Source organism: Photobacterium sp. 270122K, assembly GCF_059941365.1.
The window spans coordinates 1-23,231 of sequence record NZ_JBPOEN010000014.1 but is presented as its reverse complement, the minus strand read 5'-3'; the positions used below and the strand labels follow the sequence as shown (position 1 = coordinate 23,231).

The window sequence follows — 23,231 nt, the reverse complement described above, 5'->3', positions numbered from 1 at the left end:
AAAACATCAGGGGTGAGGGTGACCGTGATGAGTATATCACCCCTGTGATTAGCATTTTTAAGGCGCAGGCCGGTGTATGTACGACCTGAAGGCAGACTGAGCGACTCAGTATGCGGCATGCGTTGATAGAATGTCGCGCAATGGGGTGCGGCGCATGGTCAATGCATTATCTTGATAATGGTAACTTTGGCATTCGTTCGCTGCGGGATTACTGAAGGATTTATCCACTTGATACGGTGTGCCCTTGGCCAGATGCCAGAGAAAATGTTCGAGCGCTTGATCAAAGCGGTCTTCATTAGCTGTCGCTTGAGGAGACGAAAAGGTAAAGGTGACGAGGTCGACGGGGGTGTTTTGTTCGGTGCGCGTTCTGATGAGTTCTTTAAAGCCAAACGTGCCGGCTTGCGGGTGTATGCCCCCCGGCAGCATGTGAGCAGGAACGGTTAAAGCAGCTTGGATCAGTGTCATCATGGACTCCCTGTATGATGTGCAACCGTTCATGATAGTGGCATAACTCGGTTGCAGGATTCAATGGAATTCACACTTCGTGAGGCAATTTGCAAGACATATCCGTATCGCTCAAAAAATGACACACAAATATGCGGGTTAAGTCGAAAGATAGTACGGTTAGCGTATCACCGTCGTCGTTTCTTTCAGGATAATAGCGAATACCCGTGCGTGCCATTTATCACTTATCCCATTTTTTACACCCTATTTTTACCGAATGTGTTTTATCGGCGTGATGACAACACGCGGTTTGCATTTGGCTTTGCACGCACGGTTTACCTATTCAAGGAATGCACGACCCACTCAGGACCAAGGAGAATGTCCATGCCGACGCTGTCGACGACCGTAAGGTGGTTTTATACTGCTTTGTGGCTCTTTTTATTGACGCTGTATTCATCGATCAGCACCGCGACCCCATCTGTGACGCAATCCGAAACTCAAGCCGAGACCACCGTCTTGCAAACCCCAGAGGTGGCGTTTGTGGGTACGGGGCCGCTGGTGCCGCGATCACACAGCCAGTCGATCCCCATTACGGCGATGAACTTGTCGGAAGTGGATGTGGAGATCTTACAGATCACCGATCCCGACACCTTTTTGAATCAGCAATACCTGCTGGATAGCCCCTCGCCTTATACATTGGAGCAGCTCAAGCATGCCTATAAAAGCGTGTTTTCTGATCGTTTCACGTTACCGACGGGGGCGGTGAATACGCACATTACCGCCCGCTTGCCGATCCCGCATACGTTTGATTCCGGTTGGTACGTGGTGGTGCTGAAAGCGCCTGGCAGTTTCTATGAAATCCAAGCCAAGCATATGTTGCTCACTAATGTGGGGATTCAGGCGCGTTTGTATGATAAGCAAGCCGTGTTCAGCATGGCGTGGCTCTCTGATGGTGCCGCAATTCGCGAGGGGGTGGTTGAACTGTATCGCGACCATAAGCGCCATCAAACTGTGAACATTGATACTCAAGGGTTGGCGGTGTTTGACATGGCGGTGAAACCGACCGATGTGGTGGTAGTACGCGCTAACGCTCACGGTGAACAACCGGCGGATATCGGTATTTTGCCGTTACGTGAAGTGCCATTGGATTTGTCTGATCATGCGGTCGGCGGCCGCAGCTACCAAGCCATGGAAGCCCTGATTTACAGTAACCGAGATTTGGTGAAACCGGGTGAAACGTTGCCAGTGAATGTGCTGTTGCGTGATCAAGATGGCAAGGCCATTACCGATATGCCCGTGACATTGCATGTGCTTAATCCGCTCAATGAAGTGATATTAACCCGCCAACTCAAGCCGCAAGCGGCTGGCTATTTTTTCAGTGAACTTGAGACCGCCTCCAGTTGGATGACCGGCCGTTACAAAGTGGATGTGCGGTTGGATCCGAGCGCGAAAAAGCCGATCAGCCGTTTCTTTTTTGAGCTGGAAGAGTTTGTGCCTGAGCGCATGGATCTCACCTTTACCGCGCCGTCTCCTTTGGTGACTGCCGGCAAAGACGTGCTGATGATGATGAAAGGCCGCTACTTGTTCGGCAGTCCGGCGGCAGGAAATGTGCTGACGACAGATTTGATCCACCAGCCAGTGCAGCATTTACCGGGGCCGTTTGAGGCGTTCTATGTCGGCCATCCACAGCAACTCGACAACGTATACGAAACCCGTGATCGCCAAACCTTGTCTGAGCAAGGGGAAGTGACTGTGTTGCTACCGACCCCAGAAAAAGCGGCGCTGAAAAGTCCGGTGGCGACCACGGCGAATTTTGCCTTGTTGGAAGCCGGTGGTGCCGCGGTGCAGCGTTCATTGCGTTATGTGACGTGGCAAGATGCCGCCGTGCCGGGGATCCGACCCGCGTCTGACAACGTGGGATATGATTCGAATGCCGAGTTTGCGTTGGGGTTGATCAGTGCCGATGGCAAAGCCTTACTGGCGGGCGAATTGACCGTGACGATGGATTACGACCAAGGGGATTACTACTGGTTGTATGAGGAAGGGGTTGGCTGGAGCCGCAAGAAGCAAGATCGCTGGCGTCGTGTGGCGACACAGACCGTGACGGTAGCAGACGGCAAAACCGGTGTGTTGTCTTTGCCGGTGTCGTGGGGCGATTACCGTATCACGGTGACCGATGCCGCCACTGAGATGTCGAGCAGTTACGCCTTTTATGCCGGCTGGTATGAAGGTAGCGAGCAGCTCAAAGCCAAGCCAGAACACGCTGATATTAAACTGGACAAGGAAAGCTATGTGGCGGGCGAGTCGATCAAAGCCACGATCACCGCGCCGATAGCGGGCAGCATGCTGGTGACGCTGGAAACCGATCAGCGTGAGTGGTCGACCCGTGTGAAAGTGAAAAAGGGCAAGCACATTGTCCGCGTACCGATTGCAAAAGACTTGGCACGTCACGACATTTATCTGACCGCCACCCTGACCGGCCAGCAAGCCAATACCCCGAAACGCTATTTTGGCATCGTGCCAGTGACGCTGGATCGGGATGACCGCCGCTTAACCGCGCATGCCGCGTTGCCCGAAGTGATCCGCCCGCTCGAATCGCTGTCGATCCCGATCACTGTCAACCATATCGCACCTGAACAAGCGGACAATACGTGGGTCACGGTGTCGATTGTCGATAAAGGCATCATCAACCTTAGCCGTTTCATGCCGCAAGACCCGTTTGATTACTTCTTTGCCCAACGTCGCTACCGTGCCGATGTGGTGGATTTGTATTCGCGCTTGTACGATCTGCGCCCGAACCCGTATGCACAATCGCGGTTTGGTAGTGATGCCATGAGCAAAACGGACAATAAAAACGACGACGTGGTTGAAAGTAAAACCGTGATTTTGATGTCAGCCCCAGTGCAGGTCGTGGATGGCCGCGCGGAGGTGATGTTTGATATGCCGGACTACAACGGCGAAGGCCAAGTGATTGTCACCGTGTATAACGGCACACAAGTCGGGATCGCGGTGGATGATGCCACCATTGCCGCCCCTGTGGTCGCAGAATTGAGCGTGCCGCGTTTCGTGGTGCCGGGAGATGCCGCGAGCGTGACGGTGGATCTGCACAATGTGAGTGGTGAAACACAAACCTTGGCCTTGCGTGTAGGCAGCCGTCAAGGGGTGACGCTCGATCCGAAAGGCAAGACAGATGCCGCCACACCAACGATGCCTGCGTCCGTCACACTGGAAGATGGCCAACATGTCAGTTACCGCGTGCCGTTCTCGCTCAGTAAAACAACCGATGCGCGTAGCGTACTCTTTGCGTTGCAGGTCAGTAATGACACGGTAGATATCGCCCGTGACTGGACGGTGCCGGTAAAACACGTCACGCCTTGGGTCAGCAAAGGCAGTCGCCATTGGATCAAGCCTGCACAGTCGTTAGCGATCACTGCCGCGCAGTGGCAAGGACTTCAGACGGTGGCAGGCCAAGAAGGCCATGCGTTGATCAGTCGAACGCCGTTGTTGAATGTGGCTGATCAGGCCCGTGCTTTGTATGGTTACCCGTACGGGTGTGCCGAGCAGACCACCAGCAAGGCGTTGCCGTATTTGTACACGCACCCGGCATTAACGACCTTTAAAACGCAAGCCTATCAAGACAGCGCTATCGGGCGTTCAATCGCAACAGGAAGCACACCGCCGAGTGATCAAGCGGTGTTGTATCAAGCCGTAATGGCACTGAAAGCGATGCAAACGCCCATGGGGGGCTTTGCGTTGTGGCGCAGCGAAGGGCAAGAGCAGTTATGGTTAACCGCCTATGTCACAGATTTTTTGCTACAGGTTGAGAAAGCATATGCCGGCACGGTGCCAGAGGCGATGCGTACCCGTGCGCTGTCACGGTTAGAGGAATACCTTAACTACCCGGGGTATACCCAGAGCATGGCGAACAACGTGGAAGCGGCAAACAGTGCATTAGCGTATGCGGCGTATGTGTTGGCGGCGCAAGGCAAGGTGCGTTGGAGCCAATTAGAAGCCTTACCGATTGAAACGTATCCGTCTATGCTTAGCTACCTGCACATGGCGGCCAGCTATGCGCAAGTGGGCGATCACAGTAAAGCGTTAACCATGTTGAAACAGGCCAAGACGATACAGCGTCACCGTCACTACATGGATGACTACGGTTCAGTGCTGCGTGATAACGCCCAAGCGGTGTCGGTGTTAGACACATTGACCGTGATGCCGGTGCTTAACGACGCGGCGACCCGTCTGCAAGCCACCTTACTGGAAAGCGTGATCGATCAGCAGGCGAGTGAGTCGTGGTTCAGTACCCAAGAGCGAGGCGCACTCTTGCAAGCGGCGATCGTGACGGAAGCGCGCAATAAAGCCGAGCCGATCTCGATAAACATTGCGGGTAAGGCGCTGACAGAGATCCGTAGCGTAGAAGTCGCGGTATTGCCGGGGATCACCCTGTCGAACCCGAATGACTTCCCGCTGTACGTTAACCTGCAAGCCACCGGGTATGCGAAGGCCAATAAAGCCGTCTCTAACCGTCAGAACCCTGACAATACGTTGAAGGTTAACTTCCTTAAACGCAGCCTTTACCAGTTAGACGGGCAGCCGTTTACGGGTAACACGGTGAAAGTGGGCGATCGCTTACTGGTGATTTTGCAAGTGAACCTCAATGAAGGTGTACCTGATGGGTTAATGGTTGAGCGCATTCCGGCTGGTTTTGTGTTGGAAAACCCACGCTTAACCGCAGGGTTTGATATGCAGACCTTGATGCCAGAAGGCTTCTCGCTCGACACGCCGGATCATGTGGAATACCGCAACGATCGCTTTGTGTTGTCACAACGCTTTTCGGAAGGGGCCAAGTATACCTTTGCCTACTTGATCCGAGCGGAAGTGCCGGGGCAGTACACGGTGCCGCCGATGTTCATGGAAAGCATGTACACCCCCGAAAAACATGCCGTTTATTGGCAAGCGAAAGGGGATGACAGCATTGTGGTGGCTCCATAAAACGGGCGACGACGATCATGAAGGGCACACTGGCAACGGTGTGCGCCATCACTTTGCTGATGGCGGTACTCAATGTGTGCTATCCCTTGCCCCCTATTTACCCGCACGGTCCCGCGACGGTGGTCGTGAGCCGTGACGGGCAGATTTTACGCGCCTTTGCTGACAAGCAAGGGGTGCGCCGTTATACCATCACCACTGAGGCAGTCACCCCGTTTTATCTCACCGCGTTGCTTGATTATGAAGACCGTTGGTTTTACTCGCACCCCGGGATCAATCCGTTGGCGATTGTGCGTGCGGCAGGGCAATGGCTGTATCATGGCCGAGTCATTTCCGGCGGCTCAACCTTAACCATGCAAGTCGCCCGTTTGATTGATCCGCATCAGCGGTCGATCAGCGGTAAAATCAAGCAAGCCTTCCGCGCGTTGCAGTTGGAGTGGACCTACAGTAAAGATGAGATCCTCGCCTTTTACCTTAACCTCGCGCCGTTTGGCGGCAACCTGCAAGGGGTTGAAGCGGCCTCGCAGCGTTATTTTGGTAAATCGGCCAAGGCGCTGACCCAATCGGAAGCTGCCTTGCTGGTGGTGTTGCCGCAAAAGCCCTCCTATAACCGGCCTGATCGCTACCCAGATCGCGCCAAAGCGATGCGCAATAAAGTGTTACACCGTTTGGCACAGAGCGGCATACTGGATGCGCGCAGTCTGCATTTTCTGACGAACGAACCGTTGGGACTGCGCCTGCATCAACGGCCGATACTGGCACCGCTACTGAGTCGTCATCTTAAACAGGCCTCGCCGCAGGCCGATGTCATTCACACCACCATCAATCACAGCATTCAGCAGCGTATCCAGCGCTTATTGTCGTTGCTGAGTCATCAGTTGCCGGTAAAAAGCTCTGCCGCGGTGGTGGTGGTGGATAACCAGACGGCCGAGATCATCGCGTATCAAGGCACGGCGGATTTTACCGATCCTACCCGTTTCTCGCATGTGGACATGCCGCGTGCCATCCGTTCACCGGGTTCGACCTTGAAGCCGTTTATTTATGGCATGGGCTTAGACAGCGGCCTGATCCACTCGGCCAGTTTACTCAGTGACATACCGTCGGTGTTTCAAGGCTATAAACCGCGTAATTTGAACGGCCGTTTTCAAGGGGCGATCAGCATGGATGAAGCGCTGAAACAGTCATTGAATATCCCGTTGATCCAAGTGTTTCATGCCTTAACCCCACGCACGTTTGATGCGGTCATGGCAAAGGCCGGGATTGCGTTTCATCATGATGCGGCGAATTTATCCGTAGGATTAGGGGGAACAGGCACTGACTTGTTGACCCTCGTGACCTTATATCGGTCATTGGCGACAGGCGGGCAGGTGCAGCCGCTGCGCACGGTATGGCAATCGGGGTATCAGTCTCCTCAACGGCTTCCTCAACAGACTCCTCAAAAAAAGACCGCCGCTCCCACATTGCTCTCTCCTGCGAGCAGTTGGATCATCTATAAAACGCTCAGTGAAATCACCGCGCCGGATCGGGTGGTGCCGACCATTCGCCGCCAAATCGCGTGGAAAACCGGGACCAGTTACGGCTATCGCGATTTCTGGTCTGTGGGTGTCAGCCCTGATTACACCGTGGGGGTGTGGATTGGTCGTCCTGATGCCAGTCCGGTGGTCGGCTATTTGGGGGCGACACAAGCCGCCCCGTTAATGTTTGATACTTTTGATCAGCTGCCGCGTGATCAGCATACCGTGCGTCGCCCACAAGATGTGGTTCAGCAGACTATTTGTTGGCCGGGTGGCAAAGCCAAGGCGGCCACCCCGCACGGCCAGTGTGCGATCCAAAAAGACGCGTACACGGTGCGGGGGATTACCCCGCCCACTTTACAAACGGATGGCCAATTTATGCGCTCGGCGATGAATACATCGGGCTGGGCATCGGCGGATGCCATAGTATGGCCGACTCAGCTGGCCAACTGGCAACACCTGAAAGGGATCCGTACCGCCGGTGGGGCAACCCCGCAGGCCGTGGAAATCCAGCATATTAAATCGGGACAGCATTACTTTACGGATCAGTTAGCCGAGCTACCGCTGGTGGCCAATACCGATGCGAAAGACGTGGTGTGGTATGTTAATCATCAGCCGTACACGGAGGATGTACTGACCTTGGCGGATTACAGCGGGCAAGTGACGGTAAGCGCCTGCTTACACGGCCAGTGCGATGTGAAGACGATTAGGGTGCATGGGCGGTAATGACAGTGAGTGATGAAAAAGAAAAAATGACAGGCCGCCTGTTAGGCGGCCTGTCATTTTTTTATAGCGGCTTACCAATGATAGCGCCGCTCAGCGCACGCGAGTGACAAACGCATTGATGGTTGTTGCCTGAGCCAGTACTGCATCCGGTACATTCTTAATGATGATCGGATTGTTTTCTTTGTAACGGTCGATACGGTTATTTTCGCCCGGCTTACCTGCAAATTGGATGTGGAATTGGCTATCCCCATTGGGTGAGCAAGAGACGGAGCAGCGCATACCGGTTGCCAGAGTGAGGTGGGATTGATAATCACCTACGGCGACGGTTAAGCGTAGTTTTTCAGCGACCAGTTCATTAAAAAGCGTTTCGCTGAAGACGGTCTTTTGTTGGTCGTCCTGATTGGAGTAGCGCTTTATTTTGACACCCCATGCCCGTTGCCCCATGTGGTCACTGAAATCCACTTTCTGGCGGGTAAACGGCTTGTCATTGTAATCATGGAAATAGGCATTGAGAGCCGCCAAGATGGGCTTGTCATCCATCGTCCAACTGACTGGGATACTGATATCGGAACGTCCTTTACCGCTAGGCTGTACAGAGGCCTCACCTAACGTAATTTGGGTATGATCAACAATATGTTGGATCACATCGTTGCTCAGTTGAGTGCGTGCTTGTTCTATGGCTTGCTTATTATCATGATGCATTTGGGTGAGCCTCTCCCCAGGGTATGTGCGCTGGATTTTGTGAGGCGTAGGTCCGGAAACGGGACGTCCATCACGGCTCAGTGCCAGTCTTACCGTCACATCGCCGCCTCGTTTGAGCGCCGAAATGGGGGCATTGCGGATCACGATAGGATTGGTGTCATGACGCATCATGAGAGGAGCGTTAGCACGGCCAGAGTCATAATGGATCTGAAATTGGCTGGTACCTTTACCGCTACAAGATACCGAACAGCGTCGGCCGGAGGCGAGTGTAATGGCACTTTTTTGTCCGCCAAACTCAGCCACTAATTGAAGTTGATGACTGACCAGCCATTGATAAAGATCGTCACTGAAAGGGACTTTTTGTTTATCACCTTGATTGGCATAAGCACGGATTTTGATCCCTTTGCTCTTGCCGCCCATATGATCACTAAAATCGACATTGCCAGCGTGTAGCGCTTTTTGACTGTAATCCCAGAAGTAGCGGTTCAGGGTCTGCACCATCGTCTCTTTACTGGCTTGCCATTGCACCGGAACCCAAATGTCCACGCTGCTCTGCCCGTTCGACTTGATTTGTATTTCCCCCATTTGCAATTGGGTCTGGGTCAGCAAGTGGTGCAACACATTTCTCTCAATCGCCGCTTGGGCTGATTGCATCGCGTTTTCTCCCTCTTTGGCTTTCTCCATCAACGTCCCTGCTTTTAGCGTGACATGTGTGGTACTGCTCTTATTTGAGGTCGTGGCGGCGGAGGGATTGGCTGTGACAGTGGCGGTCTGATTCGCCGTCTGCGTTGAGTGTTGTTCAGTTTCTAATGCCGGGGTGGGTGAAGCAGGGATCGCCACCGGCGCCGAATATATCTTCGCTTGTGTGGCCGTATTATCACGTGCAAACAATTGATATCCAGCAACGATCAGTGCGCAGAGGATTAACATCTTTCCCCAAGGACGCCCTGTATCATGTTGGCGAGATTGTCTCCGGTTCGAGGCGGTATGTTTTTGTGCCGGTTGAGCTTGCGCGTGCGTTTGTTCTGCCTGCGAACGTACATACGTTTCAAGTTGGTTAATGATCGCATCACACTGTAGCTCAAACGCAGCAATATCATCGATTTCAAAGCCTTCTTCATGTACCGCTTTATTGCGAATGGTACCGATGCGGCGCAGTGGCTTGATTAGCGATGCCGGTAGTTGGCTTTCAATGCTGGTAATTTTTTCATGCAGGCCGCGACCTTCCGCGCCGAAATGCGCCACTAACGTGGACTCAATCCGCCGTGCCTGACGCACAGCAATTTCAATACTACCCATGAGTAAAGCGGTCATCCATGAACAAAAAATAGGAATTACATTATAGATCAGTGCCTTGAGTTGGTGAAGTTATGAAGAGGGTGAAACTGCGGGGTGAGGGGATGGTCACAATCTTCCATTTTTGTGCACTGCGTTGTGTAAATTTTTTCAGTGATTTTGGTTTTGTGTCTGCGATCTCATTCATTTAGTGAAAAAATTAACAAAATAGACACCATCAAATGGATGGTTGTCTTATCTGGAGAACGATTGAATGAGTCATAACATTGTTGCAATAACCGCCTGTGCAGCCGGGATTGCCCACACCTACATGGCCGCAGAATCTTTTGACGTGGCTGGGGAAGAGCACGGCTTTAAGATTAAAGTCGAAACACAAGGCTCAATTGGCGCTGAAAATATCTTAACGGACGCGGACATTGAAGCGGCAGATGTGGTGATCATCGCCTCTGACATTGAAATCGAAATGAACCGCTTTGTCGGCAAAAAGGTGTACAAAACCCGTCCGAAAGAAGCGATCAAAGATGCCAATGCCTTGGTGGAACTGGCGCTAAAAGATGGCACGGTGTTCGGCGGTAAAGGCACAGAGGTAGGCAACATTACACTGGGTAAATCCAGTGAAAATGGATTCATTCAACACATCATGAGCGGTATCTCTTACATGGTACCCATGGTGATTTCAGCCGGTTTGTTGCTGGCGATCGCCAATATCTTCGCGTTCCAAAAAGATGACTTAGGCCGCATGGTTGCGTGGGGCTTTGACCGCAGCGACCCCGTTGGCGACTTGATGTATCACCTGTTCCAAGTCGGTAAAGTCGGCTTCACCTTGATGATCCCTCTTTTCGCGGGCTTCGTGGCTAACTCCATTGCGTCTCGTCCTGCCATCGCCCCAGCGATGATCGGCGCCTATATTGCGAACGACCCGGCCTTCTTGGGCACAGAAACCGGCGGCGGCTTCCTATCGGCGATTTTGGTGGCGTTCATTGTCGGTTATTTCATGCGTGCACTGAAAAAGATCAAGTGGCCGAAAATTGTTCAGCCGTTGGTACCGATCATGATCCTGCCCCTGATTGGCGTTTTCTTTATCACCATTGTTGTGAAATACCTGATCGGCGGGCCTATCGCCTCTGGCATGGGATCAATGTATGACTGGCTGACCTGGATGACCAACACCTATTCTGCATCGACCTTCATTATTGGTGCGATCATCGGTGCGATGATTGGTTTTGACTTTGGTGGCCCAGTAAACAAAACCGCTCTGATTTTCGGTACGGCAGTGTTTACCGATACGGTCGCGAAATACGGCATTGAAGGGGCGAACTTTGTGCCGGGTACCGCAGCGCAGGCAGCGATCTCCGTGGCGCCATTAGGTATCTTCTTGGCGTCCATGCTGTTTAAAAACAAATTCACCGCAACAGAGAAAATCTCCGCAAAATCCGCCTTTGGTATGGGCATTGTGGGCGTCACAGAAGGGGCAATCCCATTTGCAGCGGTTAACCCACTACAGATGATCACCGCCAGTGTGGCCGGTTCAGCACTGGCTGGCGGTTTAGTCGGCTTCTTTGATGTGAAATTCTACGGCGGTATCGGTTCACCCTTGGGCACATTTGTCGGTTACATCGAACAACCTATCCCGTTCGTGACCTGGATATTGTGTACCTTCGCTGGTATTACCTTAACCGCCTTGATCATTGGTTTCTGGCGTAAGCCGATTGTAGAAGAAACGACCAATGACAGCCCCGTAACGGCGAAGAAAGACGCCGAACCTGCATTGGCACCGGCTGCCGCTGCAACACCTGCACAGTAAGGACACAGAATGAAAACGGTATTTAACCCTAACCATATTTTGCTCGACACGACATCCACGACCCAAGCACAAGCGTTCGCGTTCATTGCCGCCCAGGCACATGCCTTGGGGTATATCGACGATGCCGCTGTGTTTGAAGCGGGCCTGCAAGGGCGCGAAGAGCATGGCAGCACCGGGTTTACTGGCGGCATGGCGGTTCCCCATTGTAAGCATGCGACGGTACAACATGCCGGGTTGTTTGTGGTGCGTTTTAGCCATCCGATTGAATGGGACACCATGGATGAGCAGCCTGTCACAACGGCGGTGTCATTGTGTATTCCGGAAGCGGGCAACACGGATAATTTACGCATGCTGGGCACACTGTCACGTTGCATGATGCGTAAACCGTTTCGCGACACCTTACAACACGGTGATGCGGCGCAAGTTGAAGATGTGATTGCGAGTGCGATTGCGTGAATCTCGCGATAACCCCGCGCGAGCAGTAAAAATGGAAAAAGCCGGTATGGAAAAGATATTTCATGTGATCCCGCATACCCATTGGGATTTTGAATGGTACTTCTCAACGCACGAGTCCCTCATCCAGTTGATTTATCACATGGATGAGGTGATGACTGCGTTAGAAACAGGGCAAACGCAAACCTATTTGTTGGATGGCCAGCTCAGTATTGTGGAAGATTACTTGGCCCACTGTCCGGAGCAAACCGCGCGGTTTACCCAGTTGGTACAAGCGGGAAAACTGATCATCGGGCCGTGGTATTCGCAGACCGATCAGCTGATCATCAGCGGTGAATCGATAGTGCGTAACTTGGCCACGGGGATCCGACTGGGTGAGCAATTTGGCCCAGTCATGAAAATCGGTTACGTACCGGATTCGTTCGGGCAAAGTATCGACATGCCGAAAATTTATCAGGGTGTGGGGATTGATAAGACCGTGTTTTGGCGCGGTCTGTCGAGCGATGTGTGCCCGAGTCGTGAGTTCCTGTGGCAATGTGAAGACGGCAGTCAGGTGCGCGGTTATAACATTAAAAACGGCTACTTTGTGGGCTCGTATTTAATGGACTTTGATGATCCAACGCCCCTGTGCCAGCAAGCTGAAGACGGTGCCCTTGCGAAAAATATCGCGATCCCGCTGGGCGGGGATCAACGTTATGTAGATAAAAACATTGCGCCGCGTTTGGCCATTTGTGATCAAGCCACAGCCGATTACCGCATCATCGAAAGCAGTTACGCGCAGCTTTTTGACGGGTTAGCGGATGAGCTACTGACTCTACCGGTGATCCAAGGGGAGTTGATTGACGGCCAAGTGTCTAAGATTCACCGGTCGATTTATTCTTCCCGTTACGATCACAAGTACCTGAATGACAAAATTGAACGCCGCTTGTGTTACCAGTTAGAGCCTTTGATGGTGATGGCGGCACAGCAGGGCATTGCCCCCAAGCAAACCCTGCTCGATCAGGTATGGAAAGTGCTGATGCGCAACCACGCCCATGACAGCGCAGGCGGCTGCAATACCGATAAAACCAACAAGATCATCTTGGCGCGTTACGAGCAGGCGGATCAAATGTCGAGCTCTGCGGTGGATTATCTGGTCCGTAAACTGGCGGATTCACAGCCCCGTGCGGCGCAAGGCGGTATTGATGGCCGTATTACATTGTTCAATACGTTGCCGTATGCCCGTGAGCCGTTGGTTCAGATGACGATTTCCACCGAGCACGCGGACTTTGTTTTGCGGGATTCGCAGGGCAACGCCATTGAGGTGGATGTTTTGCAGTGTGAGCGTGTGTATCGCGGCAGCATTCAGCGCGATGACCGCCAGAACGATCCGTCACTCTACTACTACCAAACGCAGGTGGCGTTTTATGCTGCGCTGCCACCGTCCGGTTTTATCAGCCTCCAAGTCTGTGACAATGAGGCGGCGTCTGAGCGTGAGCCTGCCGTTTGTCCGCAGACGCAGGTTGGTGCCGATGAGATCGTGATCAGCAATGATCGCTACCGGTTGTCGCTAAATGACGGTCAAATTACGTTAGTTGACCACCAATTGCAGCAAACGTGGCCAAATTTCCTGACGTTGCTGGATATGGGGGATGACGGTGACACGTACGATTATTCTCCGCCAGCACAAGATTGGTTGTTAACGCTCGATTGGCGAGAGTCACGCTTCTCCGTGCAGCAAGGTCAGCACTTACAGACACTGTTTATTGAAGGGGAGTGGGCACTGCCGCAAGATCTGACTGCCCGTGCCGAGCGGCTGTGTAATGGTCACATGGGATACCGTTTGGCGATCAGCCTGAGTGATGCAGCCAGTCCGCTGACCATGCGGGTTGAACTGGATAATCAGGTCGATGATCACCGTGTGCAATTGGTGGTAAGCGCGCCGTTTAGCACTGAAACAAATTGGGCCGATACGCCGTTTGGGGTGGTCGAGCGTGACAATATCCCTGCGCATTTGCACGACTGGCGTGAAATGGGCTGGAAAGAAGAGCCGAGCCCGATTTATCCGATGATCCACTTTGCCAATTTGCACAATGACACCACGAGTCTGAGCGTGTTGGCGAAAGGGGTGAAAGAATATGAAATTCGCGCCCATAACCAGTTGGCGCTGACACTGTTCCGTTCCGTGGGGTGGCTGGGGAAACCGGATTTGCAACGCCGTCCGGGCATTGCGTCGGGTCAGCAGTTTAAATACATCCCAACGCCGGACAGCCAATTACGCGGTCATGTTGACGCGGAGTTTGCCGTGGTGATTGAGCGCCGGTTTGATCCCGCCGCCATTCAGCGCGCATGGCAACAGTATGCGATTGAGGTGCTGCCGTATCAGGCCCAGTCACTGAATCAGTTCACCAATACGTTGCAGTATTTCGTTATGCACCCGCTGACGCACCCCGTGGCCGATCACGCCCAAGGGATCACGTTGCAGTCGGATAATCTTGTATTGAGTGCGCTGAAACCCGCGACAGCCGGTGAGGGGGTGGTGATCCGCGTGTACAACCCGAGCAGTGCCGATGTGACGGATGCGGGGGCATTACAGCTGCCAGCTGCCTTCACGTCACTGACGGAAGTGGATTTGCTGGAACAGCCACTTGCGACACCGTGTGATGATGATCGTGATTACCGTGATGGTGTGTCTCTTGGCGCGTTTAAGCCTAAACAAATTCGCAGTTTTATCGTTCGTTGATCCATCCCTGTCCACTGTTAGTGATGTTTGCCGGCATAGTTTGCCGGCTTTTTTTATTTTTCAGCTTCCAGAAAATAGGGCGTAACCTTGCGTGTTGTGATGCATTCAAGAAAATAAAAAGGGAAGCCGACATGGCTTCCCTTTTTGGTTAGTAAGGGGATGGTCTAGGCATCAGCCTGATAATCAGTACGTCTCGCGCAGGTGGTAAATACGCAGGTTGTTCGCGATATCGTCCGCGGTAGCTGGGCCTTCATAGCGCAGGCGTTTCGGGTGGCCTGTGATATGAGAGGGCAACAGCGTGAAGCTGGAATCGTCAAAGCGGCCTTCGCCGTCAAATTCAAGGTGAACAAACAGCGCAGGCTTGTCTGTGTCCACGTCCACTATGATGCCGTCGGCCTCTTGGGTGACGGTGTACGTAAGGTTGGCATTTTCCAGTTTGACTTGCTTAAACAGCGCCGGATAGTGGCTGTTTTCAATTACCGTTTCCTCACCCGCGAGACCGCGGCATTGCAGGCGCACATGGTAGAAATACGCGCTGGCGTCAGCTGCAGCATCTTGGGTTGCAGGTGCGGTCCATATGATGGCGCTGCTGTCAGCCGCTAATGTTGTCTCTACGTCCCATGTTGCCATCACTTCCCCGTCCCAGCGGATCTGCATTACATGCCCTTGCGTAGGTACGGTGCGGTGCTCATCGTTCACAACGTGCAGGCTTAAGCAGCCTTTGTCGTCAATGAAGGTCGCCAGCTGCGGGGCAAAGAAGCGTTTGGCATGGTAATGCAGTTGCTTCCAGCGGCCGGTGTATTCAATGCTCGACCACGAGCTGACAGGCCAGCAGTCATTCAACTGCCAGTACAAGATGCCACGGCAGTGGGCTTTATGGGCGCGCCAGAATTCACTGGCGGTTTTGATCGCCAACGCTTGCTGTACTTGGCTTAGATACAGCATGTTGTCAAAGGTGTTCGGGAAGCGGAAATAGCGGGTGAACATCTCAGTGATGATGCTGTTGCCGCGGCCATTTTTTTGATGCTGCTCAAAGGTCGGTGAAGTGACGTTCCAATCATCCGGATCGGCATACGTTGTGACGGTTGGTAATGACGGCCAAGATTGGTAGCCAAATTCAGAGCAGAAACGCGGTTTCACGGAGTGGTACGCATCCAGCGATTTGCCCGAGTGCCATACATCCCAAAAATGCATGTCGCCACAGTTATCATCGTGCCATGCATCGCCGAAATCCAATTCGCCGTTACACGGTGAGCTGGCCCAGAAACTGCGGGTCGGATCTTCCTGTGCGATGGTTTGTGCCAGCATACGGTTCAGGCGGTCATAGTTCACCACGTATTTCTCGCGATTCGCGCGCGATTCCGGGTACCAGTTGATCGCCCCAATCACTTCATTGTCGCCACACCAGAGTGCCAGTGACGGGTGATCTGCCAAGCGACGCACTTGGTCACGCACTTCTTTCTCGACATCGGCTAAAAAGTCCGGCGTTGACGGGTAAAGCGCACAGGCGAACATCAAGTCTTGCCACACCAATAAGCCGAGTTCATCACACAGCTCATAGAAGATGTCATGTTCATACATGCCACCGCCCCAGATGCGGATCATGTTCATGTTGGCCGCGACCGCGTCTTCTAACAGTTGGCGATAGCGCTCGGGGGTATGACGTGCGGGCAGGGCATCCAGCGGGATCCAGTTCGCGCCTTTCGCGGTAATGGCACGGTCGTTAACCATGAAGGTCATCGCGCTGCCGATCTCATCTTTAGAGGTATCTAAGGTGAGTTTGCGCAGGCCGACCTGTTTAGTGATGCTTTGTTGGTTCAGGGTGACGGTGAGCGGATACAGCGGTTGTTCCCCGTAGCCTGCTGGCCACCAACGCTGCGGCGCATTGATAGTGAGGGTATGTTGCACCTGATGCGTGCCAGCGGTACGCGCGGGGGCTTCCAGCGTGTGCGTTTGGCCATCAAAGGTGATGGTTAACGTCGCGGCCGTGTCACCGATGACAAGCTGTTCGTACTCGGCATTGATCGTCAGCTCACAGCGGCCATCGTCTAACCAGTGTTGTGTGGTGCGTGCTTGCAGTAAACGGGTGTGTGTGATCGGCGTTAAACGCAGTGAATCATAAATCCCACTGACCAGCAGGCAGATCCCCCAGTCCCAACCCGCATGGCATTGGGTTTTACGCAGGGTGTTCATGTGTGGAATTTGATTATTGCCCACAGCCCATGGCACCGGGAACGGCAGTTTTTCTGCGCGCTTCGCGGCTTCTAGATCGTTGCGTGCCAGCGCGATGGTAATGCGGTTCTCGCCGGCGCGTAGATACGGCAAAACATCCACTTGATAGCGACGGAACATGTTGTCACACGTGAGTACGGCGTGATCATTAAGGGTGACCGTGGCCATGGTATCGACAAACGCCAAGCCGAGATCGACGGCGTGCGCGGTTTCCCACTGCGGATCATAGGTAAAGGTACGGGTGAGTATCCAGTCACTTTCGCCGACCCACTGCACGTCTTTCTCGTTACAGCCCTGATACGGGGGGGGCAGTAAATCATGCTGGATCAATGCAGAGTGAATATCACCCGGTAGCGAGCAAGTAATAGCGATGTGCGGGTGCTGAGGTGACGTGACCTGCCACTCGCCGTCCAGTAAGAAAGTAGACACGGATAACTCCTGTTGAATGTGCCGATATTGAGGCCAGTATAGGGGGGCGACTGCATGGGGAGGAGTGGATTAACGTAACAATAACTGGATATGTGTATCCTTTTTTTCGTTTTGTGATGTGAGCAAGCACGCTGAATTGATGAAAATATTTTCAATTAACCTGACTTGGCTGTTTGTGCTGCGCTATGATGCTGAAAGTGTTTTCTTTTGTGTCGATCAGTATGTGGACGACGGCAGCGAAGGGGTAGTATGAATAAAGACATCAACGTGTTGTTTGAATACGCACGGATCAAATTCACCAGTGCAGATACCAAGATTGCGGACTATTTTATCGCCCGTCAGCCGGTGAAAAATATTGAGGAATTGGCGCTCGACATTGGTGTGTCGACAGCGTCCATTACCCGCTTTTGTAAAAAAGTGGGGCTGAACAATTTCAAAGAGTTTTTGTTTCTTTATCAGCAGCAATTGGATACCGATCAGCCCTCCCTCGCTGAGCAACCGAGCACCTTGCACCATGATTATGTGGATGTATTACAGGCGTTTGATAAACGGCTCGATAAAGCACAGTTGCGTGCGTTCAGCCAAGCGATCCATGCGCACGATATTTTCCACGTGTTCGGCTCGGGCTACAGTGCACTCGCTGGGGCAGACTTAAAGTTCCGTTTCACCCGTTTGGGCAAGTTTGTCGAAGTGGTGCAAGACAGTGACTCGATGCAAATGGTGAGCTCCATTTTAGCGCCCGGCTCATTGGTGATTTTGCTGACCCTAAAAGGCAATAACGACCGTATGCTGCGTTATGCGCAAGACATGATCGCCCGTGGTATCACGGTGCTGTGTGTGACGGCGAATGAGAAATCCAAACTGCTGCCAGTGGTGAATGCCACCCTTTTAACGGCGTCGCTCAATGGGGAAGAATCCACGGGGATGATTTCCGGGCAAATGCCGATACTGATGGCTATCGATCATATCTATTACCAGTACGTGACCGATTACCGTGACTCGATTCAAAACTGGGTTGCGACCGAGCAACTGTTTCTGCGTTAAGCGGCGCGGTTTGCCCGCGAAAGCTATTCATCCGAAAAAAGCCGTTTACCTGAAAAAAGTGATTCATCCGCAATAAACAGGCGAAAAAAAGCCCGCTCGGGCGGGCAAGGTTGGAACAAGTTATTATTGTTATGGGATTCGGAGTTACTCGTTGACACAGCTGAGCATCGACACCTTGAGGGATCGAGGTATCAATGACAGCGGTATTCGGTGGGGGTTTTACCCGTTTTACGTTTAAACACGCGGCAAAAATAATTCGGGTCGTGATAACCACAACGTTGCGCCACTTCTTCTAGGCGGAAGTTGTAGCGTTTGAGCATGAATTTCGCCCGCTCAAGGCGTACCCAGGCAATATAGTCGGCAAAGCGCATGTGGCCTTCTTGGCGGAACAGGCGCGATAAATGGTTGGGCGAAATATTGAAACGGCCCGCCACCGTATTGCGGTTAATATTGCGGTGAAAATTCTCTTGGACGTAGATACAGACGCCTTTGAATAAATCTTCACTGCGGCGACCGGTATCTTCCTGAGGCTGCTCAATCATGTCTTTGCAGTAACTGAGTAGCGCGAGCAGTAAATATTTGTCCGCCGGTTTCTTTTGCTTTTCATGCGCCAGCGTCGACAGCGCCGTTAAAATATGGTCAATCGCTCGGCCTGTCCGTTGCGGCACACTGTATTTCACCACATCATAAAAGCCTTCTTCCCCCGCGTGTTTGCTGACAAAACTAAACCCTAATTGGCTTTTACCAAACAGCAAGCTGAGCACAGAGCACTCATGGTTCCAACTGGGTTTATTCCATGTATTTGCCGGAATAAAGAGGGCATCGCCCACACCCAATAACACCTGTTGTGTTTGCTGGTGGGGGGCTTCCAGAACGTTTTCATACTGCCCTTGGAAGACTAACTCAAGACGGGGAAAGTTAACCTGATAGCTGTCTTCTGGCGGGGGCATGTCATCGCCAGCAAACCATACGCGGTCAAAGACAGCGGGATCGGAAATCACAGTGTCGATAAGGTCTGTAAAGGTTTGTTTCATGCGGTTAGCCTGTTAGTAATGCCTGCCAGTAGTGGCAAAGAAGAGCATGGTGAAGACATACAAGCCCGCCTAGCTATCTGGGCAAGGATTGTCATACAAAACGCCTTTAGTGGCGATGTGTTAGTCTGTAAAATGTTAACTGGGTATCGTTTTGCAGAGTATTGTTTTGCTTCACAATGCTTGGGTGGATAAAAAATCGCCTTGAAAGACGGATTTACTTTCAAGGCGATAACGATAAAACGTCAAAAGTTAAGTCTTTGTAAATTAAGCGCTTGCAAGGTGCGCTTCAATCTTATCCATGATTTGTGGGGCTTTCTTCACGGCATCTGCCACGCCCACACGAACGATTTTCTTGCCGCTGAAACGCTCTTCTTTTTTGATCGCGATATCTTTGGTTAGAATAATGATGTCAGCGGCTTCCACTTCAGACATCAGAATTTCATTTTCGATCCCGATAGAACCCTGCGTTTCAATCTTTACTTCCCAGCCCTTGGCTTTGGCTGCAGTTTCCAATGCTTCTGCTGCCATGTAAGTGTGTGCGACGCCAGATGGGCAAGATGTTACGCCAAGTAGTTTCATTATAATTCTCCTAAGTGTTTCTTAATTAAAGTCAAGTTCAAGGCTGTCATCGTCTGTTGTTTCAACAGCATCTTGACGTTGGTCAATCGGTTTTTTCAGAGCGTTTACCATCAAGGCAGTGGTTAATGCGCCTGCAGCAATACCCACGATATAGAAGAGGCGACCGTCAACCACGGGCAGCACAATCAGGCCACCCCAAGGGGCATGGTTAAGCACGTTGAACATAAAGCCCACGACGTTACCGACCATACCGCCAATCACGATGGAAGGAATAACACGCACCGGATCCGCGGCCGCGAAAGGAATAGCGCCTTCAGTGATACCAATACAGCCCATGATGCCCGCCGCTTTCCCTGCTTCACGTTCTTCATCGGTGTAGCGTTTTGGTGACAGCAGTGTGGCAAGGAACATACCCAGCGGTGGCACACAAATCGCGATACCCACGCCGCCCATGAGCCATGGCTGCGTGCCCACTTGGGTTTGTGCAAATAGCGTGGCAACTTTGTTGATAGGGCCACCCATATCAAAGGCCGTCATCCCGCCCAGTACCACACCCAGTAAGGCTTTTGATGCACCCGCCATGCCTTGTAGACCGTTATTCATCGCTTCCATCGCCGCAGCGATAGGCGCACCGATCACCCAGATCACCAATGCTGAAACAATGAACGTGCCGCCGATAGGCAAAATGAAGTAAGTAGAAATGGCTTTGAGCTTATTCGACAGCGGAATGCGTTTCAGGTGTAGCACCACGTAACCGGCAATGAAGCCGACAATGATCGCGCCTAAGAAACCAGCCTGTACTTGGTTGGCCAGATATGCGCCAATCATGCCTGGTGCAAGGGCTGGACGATCAGCAATGGAGTAAGCGATGTAGCCGCCAAGGACAGGAACGAAAAGCGTGAAGCCGGCGATACCCATGTCCCACAACCCTTCCAGGAACACCCCTTCAGGTACGGCCCCTTTACCGCCCAGCATGACTGAAAGGGCAAGCAATACACCACCGGCGACAACGAAAGGTAGCATGTGGCTAGTACCTGTGAGCAGGTGCCTTTTCATAACCGACAATTGGCTTTTCATCTTCATTCACTCCATTTTTATGGTTTATTATTTTAGTTAGCATCAATGCCAACGTAATAGGGCAGAGCGGGGCTGGGATAACCGTGGGCTATCGTATTGGCTGCAATTATGGGACGATGAAAACCGCCAAGCCATTGGACAAATGGCGCATTAGCTGGACTTTTGTACCGTTGGCAGGGAGTTGTGATTTAGCTCTCAGGCGGGTAGTGAGCTAAATCACGCTATCACTGCGGTATTGTTGGGCGTCATCGCGCGGTATTAAAAATCCAGCCTTGGCGTGAATAGTCAGTTGGGCTATTTTCTCTCCTCGGCAAGCGAGTGTGATCAGCACACCACAAAAAAGTGATGTGAACGTGAGGGTGAACAATCCAAAATCACATGATATTGATGGCTTTGTGAGCGGTTGATTCTTTTGGGGGTTTACAAGTTTTCAGCAAGCTATTATTATCGCCGCACTCAGGAGAGATGGCTGAGTGGTTTAAAGCACCGGTCTTGAAAACCGGCGTGGGTTTATAGCCCACCTAGGGTTCAAATCCCTATCTCTCCGCCACATTCTAGAAATCGGGTTTACCGGGTTTCATACAGAATTGGAGCGGTAGTTCAGTTGGTTAGAATACCGGCCTGTCACGCCGGGGGTCGCGGGTTCGAGTCCCGTCCGCTCCGCCAACACAACGAAGCCTCAGTCGAAAGACTGGGGCTTTTTTGTATGCATTGCATTTAGTTCGCCCTGCGGCCGAATGCGTCTTGTCGAAATAGCTCAGTCGACATAGCGAGATGATCTTGCATCCGATTTTCTTCGCCTTTAAACACACTTCACAATCATTTCTTTCAGCCCGTAGTTGGACTTTTCTGTTCATCATCGATAAGGCATAGTCGTCACCATACCCTGACGCACGAACACCGTGAGGCGGTAGCGTGGTTGGCATACGGGAACACGCCGCTTTCTTTGTGTGATAGGGTCAACATCATCGTAGTGAAAATAAACTTTCATGGCATTTACATTAATTCGTGACATTTCGCAGATGCTGAAAATGTAGAATGTACTATATGGAATGATTCTACATTCCCTCTTTTGATTTTTAAATTAATGTAATTATATCAATACTTTAGATTCAATGTTGGCATGTGCTAATGGTGATATATGGAATTGTAACGTAGAACAATTCCATATATAAAGTTGTTATGTTTAATAAGGAGTTTTGCATTGGTTGAAAATTACTTTTCTGGGATCTCAGATATTTTGATTTCCGAAGTTAGAAAAATTAACTCTAGTTTCGAACATCAAGGAGTTAAAGGGACTGGCAATGAAAATTGCTTGTTGTCATTACTTCAACAGTTTTTACCTCTTAGGTTTGGCGTCGATACTGGGATCGTAATCGATAAATATGGAAAACAAGCCAAACAATCAGATATCGTTATTTATGAAAAAGATAAGTATTCTAATTTTTTCTCAATGACCCAAACAAAATTTTTCCCTATTGAGTGTGTAATTGGTGTAATTGAAGTAAAAACGACACTCGATAAAAATGCGTTTGACGAAGCAATAGAAAACATTGCATCCATCTCTTCGTTACGTCCAACTGAAGTACGAAAGGTTGCAGCTTTCATATTTGCCTATAATACGAGTGCAGAGTCTCTAGAGACTGTTGTGGGGTGGTCATCTTCAAGAACCAAAGGTTGTCCGTATATATTTCTACTTGATCATGGTTTTATAGGTTTTTCCAACCCTAAAGATCCTTTAATAGCTTTATGTCATTGGGAGAAAGATGGTTTAGCTTTCTTTGATTCGGATGATTTAGTTGTCCATAAGTATAAAGTGAAAAAAAGAAACTGGTGTGTAGTTGATACCGGTGAAAAGTACCCGTTATCTACCATTGCAAATGAAAAATATTTGGTAGATCAAGCAAAAGTGCTTGCAAATTTTTTGTATCAGGTCTTTTTCTGCTTAGAAAGTGCAGAGGGAGTAACAAAAAAGCATGCCTATATCATGCGGAATTATATGCCTGAAGAATATTTGCGGTACTTAACTCTAAAAAATGGCGAGTTAGCTCAATACAAAGATCAAACATAACAATCTGTTTAAGAGTGATTCGCAACGCTTGGCATTTTTACTATGCGTTGCGTTTAGTGTTTAAGGTGGTATGCGGGAGCATCGGCATTGCGTTGCTCACACCTTAACAGGG

Annotated in this window: 13 protein-coding genes and 2 tRNA genes; 9 read left to right on the top strand and 6 right to left on the bottom strand. The window is 51.4% G+C overall.

Annotated features, from left to right (window positions below; all coding sequences use genetic code 11):
* Window positions 1-105: 105 nt before the first annotated feature.
* On the bottom strand, window positions 106-468 hold the full coding sequence (locus tag ACSF8W_RS20840) for a hypothetical protein (RefSeq protein ID WP_500849030.1): 363 nt from the start codon (window positions 466-468) through the stop codon (window positions 106-108).
* Between the two features lie 360 nt (window positions 469-828).
* Between ACSF8W_RS20840 and ACSF8W_RS20835 the strand changes: the two genes are divergently transcribed.
* Both ACSF8W_RS20835 and pbpC read left to right on the top strand, forming a co-directional pair.
* Window positions 829-5,439 carry an alpha-2-macroglobulin family protein gene (locus tag ACSF8W_RS20835; protein ID WP_500849029.1) on the top strand — a complete coding sequence of 1,537 codons (4,611 nt, stop codon included), beginning with the start codon at window positions 829-831 and terminating at the stop codon, window positions 5,437-5,439.
* 17 nt (window positions 5,440-5,456) lie between these two features.
* Window positions 5,457-7,676: a penicillin-binding protein 1C gene (pbpC, locus tag ACSF8W_RS20830; protein ID WP_500849028.1), complete on the top strand. Its 2,220-nt coding sequence runs from the start codon at window positions 5,457-5,459 to the stop codon at window positions 7,674-7,676.
* Window positions 7,677-7,766: 90 nt separating this feature from the next.
* On the opposite strand, the gene ACSF8W_RS20825 is transcribed toward pbpC, so the two are convergent.
* Complete coding sequence (locus tag ACSF8W_RS20825) at window positions 7,767-9,677, bottom strand: hypothetical protein (protein ID WP_500849027.1); 1,911 nt, start codon at window positions 9,675-9,677, stop codon at window positions 7,767-7,769.
* A 250-nt stretch (window positions 9,678-9,927) separates the two neighbouring features.
* Here ACSF8W_RS20825 and ACSF8W_RS20820 point away from each other — a divergent pair, with 250 nt between their 5' ends.
* From ACSF8W_RS20820 to ACSF8W_RS20810, 3 genes are read left to right on the top strand one after another with little or no spacing between them, the layout of a single operon-like run.
* Window positions 9,928-11,478, top strand: coding sequence for a PTS fructose transporter subunit IIC (locus ACSF8W_RS20820; protein ID WP_500849026.1), 1,551 nt, complete (start codon window positions 9,928-9,930; stop codon window positions 11,476-11,478).
* 9 nt (window positions 11,479-11,487) lie between these two features.
* Window positions 11,488-11,934 carry a PTS sugar transporter subunit IIA gene (locus ACSF8W_RS20815; RefSeq protein WP_500849025.1) on the top strand — a complete coding sequence of 149 codons (447 nt, stop codon included), beginning with the start codon at window positions 11,488-11,490 and terminating at the stop codon, window positions 11,932-11,934.
* 46 nt (window positions 11,935-11,980) lie between these two features.
* Complete coding sequence (locus ACSF8W_RS20810; protein WP_500849024.1) at window positions 11,981-14,653, top strand: glycoside hydrolase family 38 N-terminal domain-containing protein; 2,673 nt, start codon at window positions 11,981-11,983, stop codon at window positions 14,651-14,653.
* 183 nt (window positions 14,654-14,836) lie between these two features.
* On the opposite strand, the gene ACSF8W_RS20805 is transcribed toward ACSF8W_RS20810, so the two are convergent.
* A complete protein-coding gene (locus ACSF8W_RS20805; RefSeq protein WP_500849023.1) occupies window positions 14,837-17,314 on the bottom strand; it encodes a beta-mannosidase in 2,478 nt (825 codons plus the stop codon).
* A gap of 249 nt (window positions 17,315-17,563) precedes the next feature.
* Here ACSF8W_RS20805 and ACSF8W_RS20800 point away from each other — a divergent pair, with 249 nt between their 5' ends.
* On the top strand, window positions 17,564-18,358 hold the full coding sequence (locus ACSF8W_RS20800) for a MurR/RpiR family transcriptional regulator (protein ID WP_500849022.1): 795 nt from the start codon (window positions 17,564-17,566) through the stop codon (window positions 18,356-18,358).
* Window positions 18,359-18,549: 191 nt separating this feature from the next.
* On the opposite strand, the gene ACSF8W_RS20795 is transcribed toward ACSF8W_RS20800, so the two are convergent.
* The 3 genes from ACSF8W_RS20795 to ACSF8W_RS20785 form a co-directional block, all read right to left on the bottom strand.
* Window positions 18,550-19,392, bottom strand: a complete 843-nt coding sequence (locus ACSF8W_RS20795) for a helix-turn-helix transcriptional regulator (RefSeq protein WP_500849021.1) — start codon at window positions 19,390-19,392, stop codon at window positions 18,550-18,552.
* Between the two features lie 264 nt (window positions 19,393-19,656).
* Window positions 19,657-19,971 (bottom strand): PTS fructose-like transporter subunit IIB, encoded by a 315-nt coding sequence (locus ACSF8W_RS20790; RefSeq protein ID WP_500849020.1) that lies wholly within the window; start codon window positions 19,969-19,971, stop codon window positions 19,657-19,659.
* A 21-nt stretch (window positions 19,972-19,992) separates the two neighbouring features.
* Window positions 19,993-21,027 carry a PTS fructose transporter subunit EIIC gene (locus ACSF8W_RS20785; RefSeq protein ID WP_500849142.1) on the bottom strand — a complete coding sequence of 345 codons (1,035 nt, stop codon included), beginning with the start codon at window positions 21,025-21,027 and terminating at the stop codon, window positions 19,993-19,995.
* A 480-nt stretch (window positions 21,028-21,507) separates the two neighbouring features.
* Here ACSF8W_RS20785 and ACSF8W_RS20780 point away from each other — a divergent pair.
* The 3 genes from ACSF8W_RS20780 to ACSF8W_RS20770 all read left to right on the top strand — a co-directional run bounded on the left by ACSF8W_RS20780 (window position 21,508) and on the right by ACSF8W_RS20770 (window position 23,119).
* Window positions 21,508-21,598: transfer RNA gene (locus ACSF8W_RS20780), tRNA-Ser, on the top strand.
* Between the two features lie 39 nt (window positions 21,599-21,637).
* Window positions 21,638-21,714 (top strand) — tRNA-Asp (locus ACSF8W_RS20775).
* A gap of 538 nt (window positions 21,715-22,252) precedes the next feature.
* Window positions 22,253-23,119, top strand: coding sequence for a DUF6602 domain-containing protein (locus tag ACSF8W_RS20770; protein ID WP_500849019.1), 867 nt, complete (start codon window positions 22,253-22,255; stop codon window positions 23,117-23,119).
* Window positions 23,120-23,231 lie beyond the last annotated feature (112 nt).

Coding starts and splice junctions, on each gene's coding strand:
- ACSF8W_RS20840 (WP_500849030.1), bottom strand. CDS start 468: ATGATGACACTGATCCAAGCTGCTTTAACCGTTCCTGCTCACATGCTG.
- ACSF8W_RS20835 (WP_500849029.1), top strand. CDS start 829: ATGCCGACGCTGTCGACGACCGTAAGGTGGTTTTATACTGCTTTGTGG.
- pbpC (WP_500849028.1), top strand. CDS start 5,457: ATGAAGGGCACACTGGCAACGGTGTGCGCCATCACTTTGCTGATGGCG.
- ACSF8W_RS20825 (WP_500849027.1), bottom strand. CDS start 9,677: ATGGGTAGTATTGAAATTGCTGTGCGTCAGGCACGGCGGATTGAGTCC.
- ACSF8W_RS20820 (WP_500849026.1), top strand. CDS start 9,928: ATGAGTCATAACATTGTTGCAATAACCGCCTGTGCAGCCGGGATTGCC.
- ACSF8W_RS20815 (WP_500849025.1), top strand. CDS start 11,488: ATGAAAACGGTATTTAACCCTAACCATATTTTGCTCGACACGACATCC.
- ACSF8W_RS20810 (WP_500849024.1), top strand. CDS start 11,981: ATGGAAAAGATATTTCATGTGATCCCGCATACCCATTGGGATTTTGAA.
- ACSF8W_RS20800 (WP_500849022.1), top strand. CDS start 17,564: ATGAATAAAGACATCAACGTGTTGTTTGAATACGCACGGATCAAATTC.
- ACSF8W_RS20795 (WP_500849021.1), bottom strand. CDS start 19,392: ATGAAACAAACCTTTACAGACCTTATCGACACTGTGATTTCCGATCCC.
- ACSF8W_RS20790 (WP_500849020.1), bottom strand. CDS start 19,971: ATGAAACTACTTGGCGTAACATCTTGCCCATCTGGCGTCGCACACACT.
- ACSF8W_RS20785 (WP_500849142.1), bottom strand. CDS start 21,027: ATGAAAAGGCACCTGCTCACAGGTACTAGCCACATGCTACCTTTCGTT.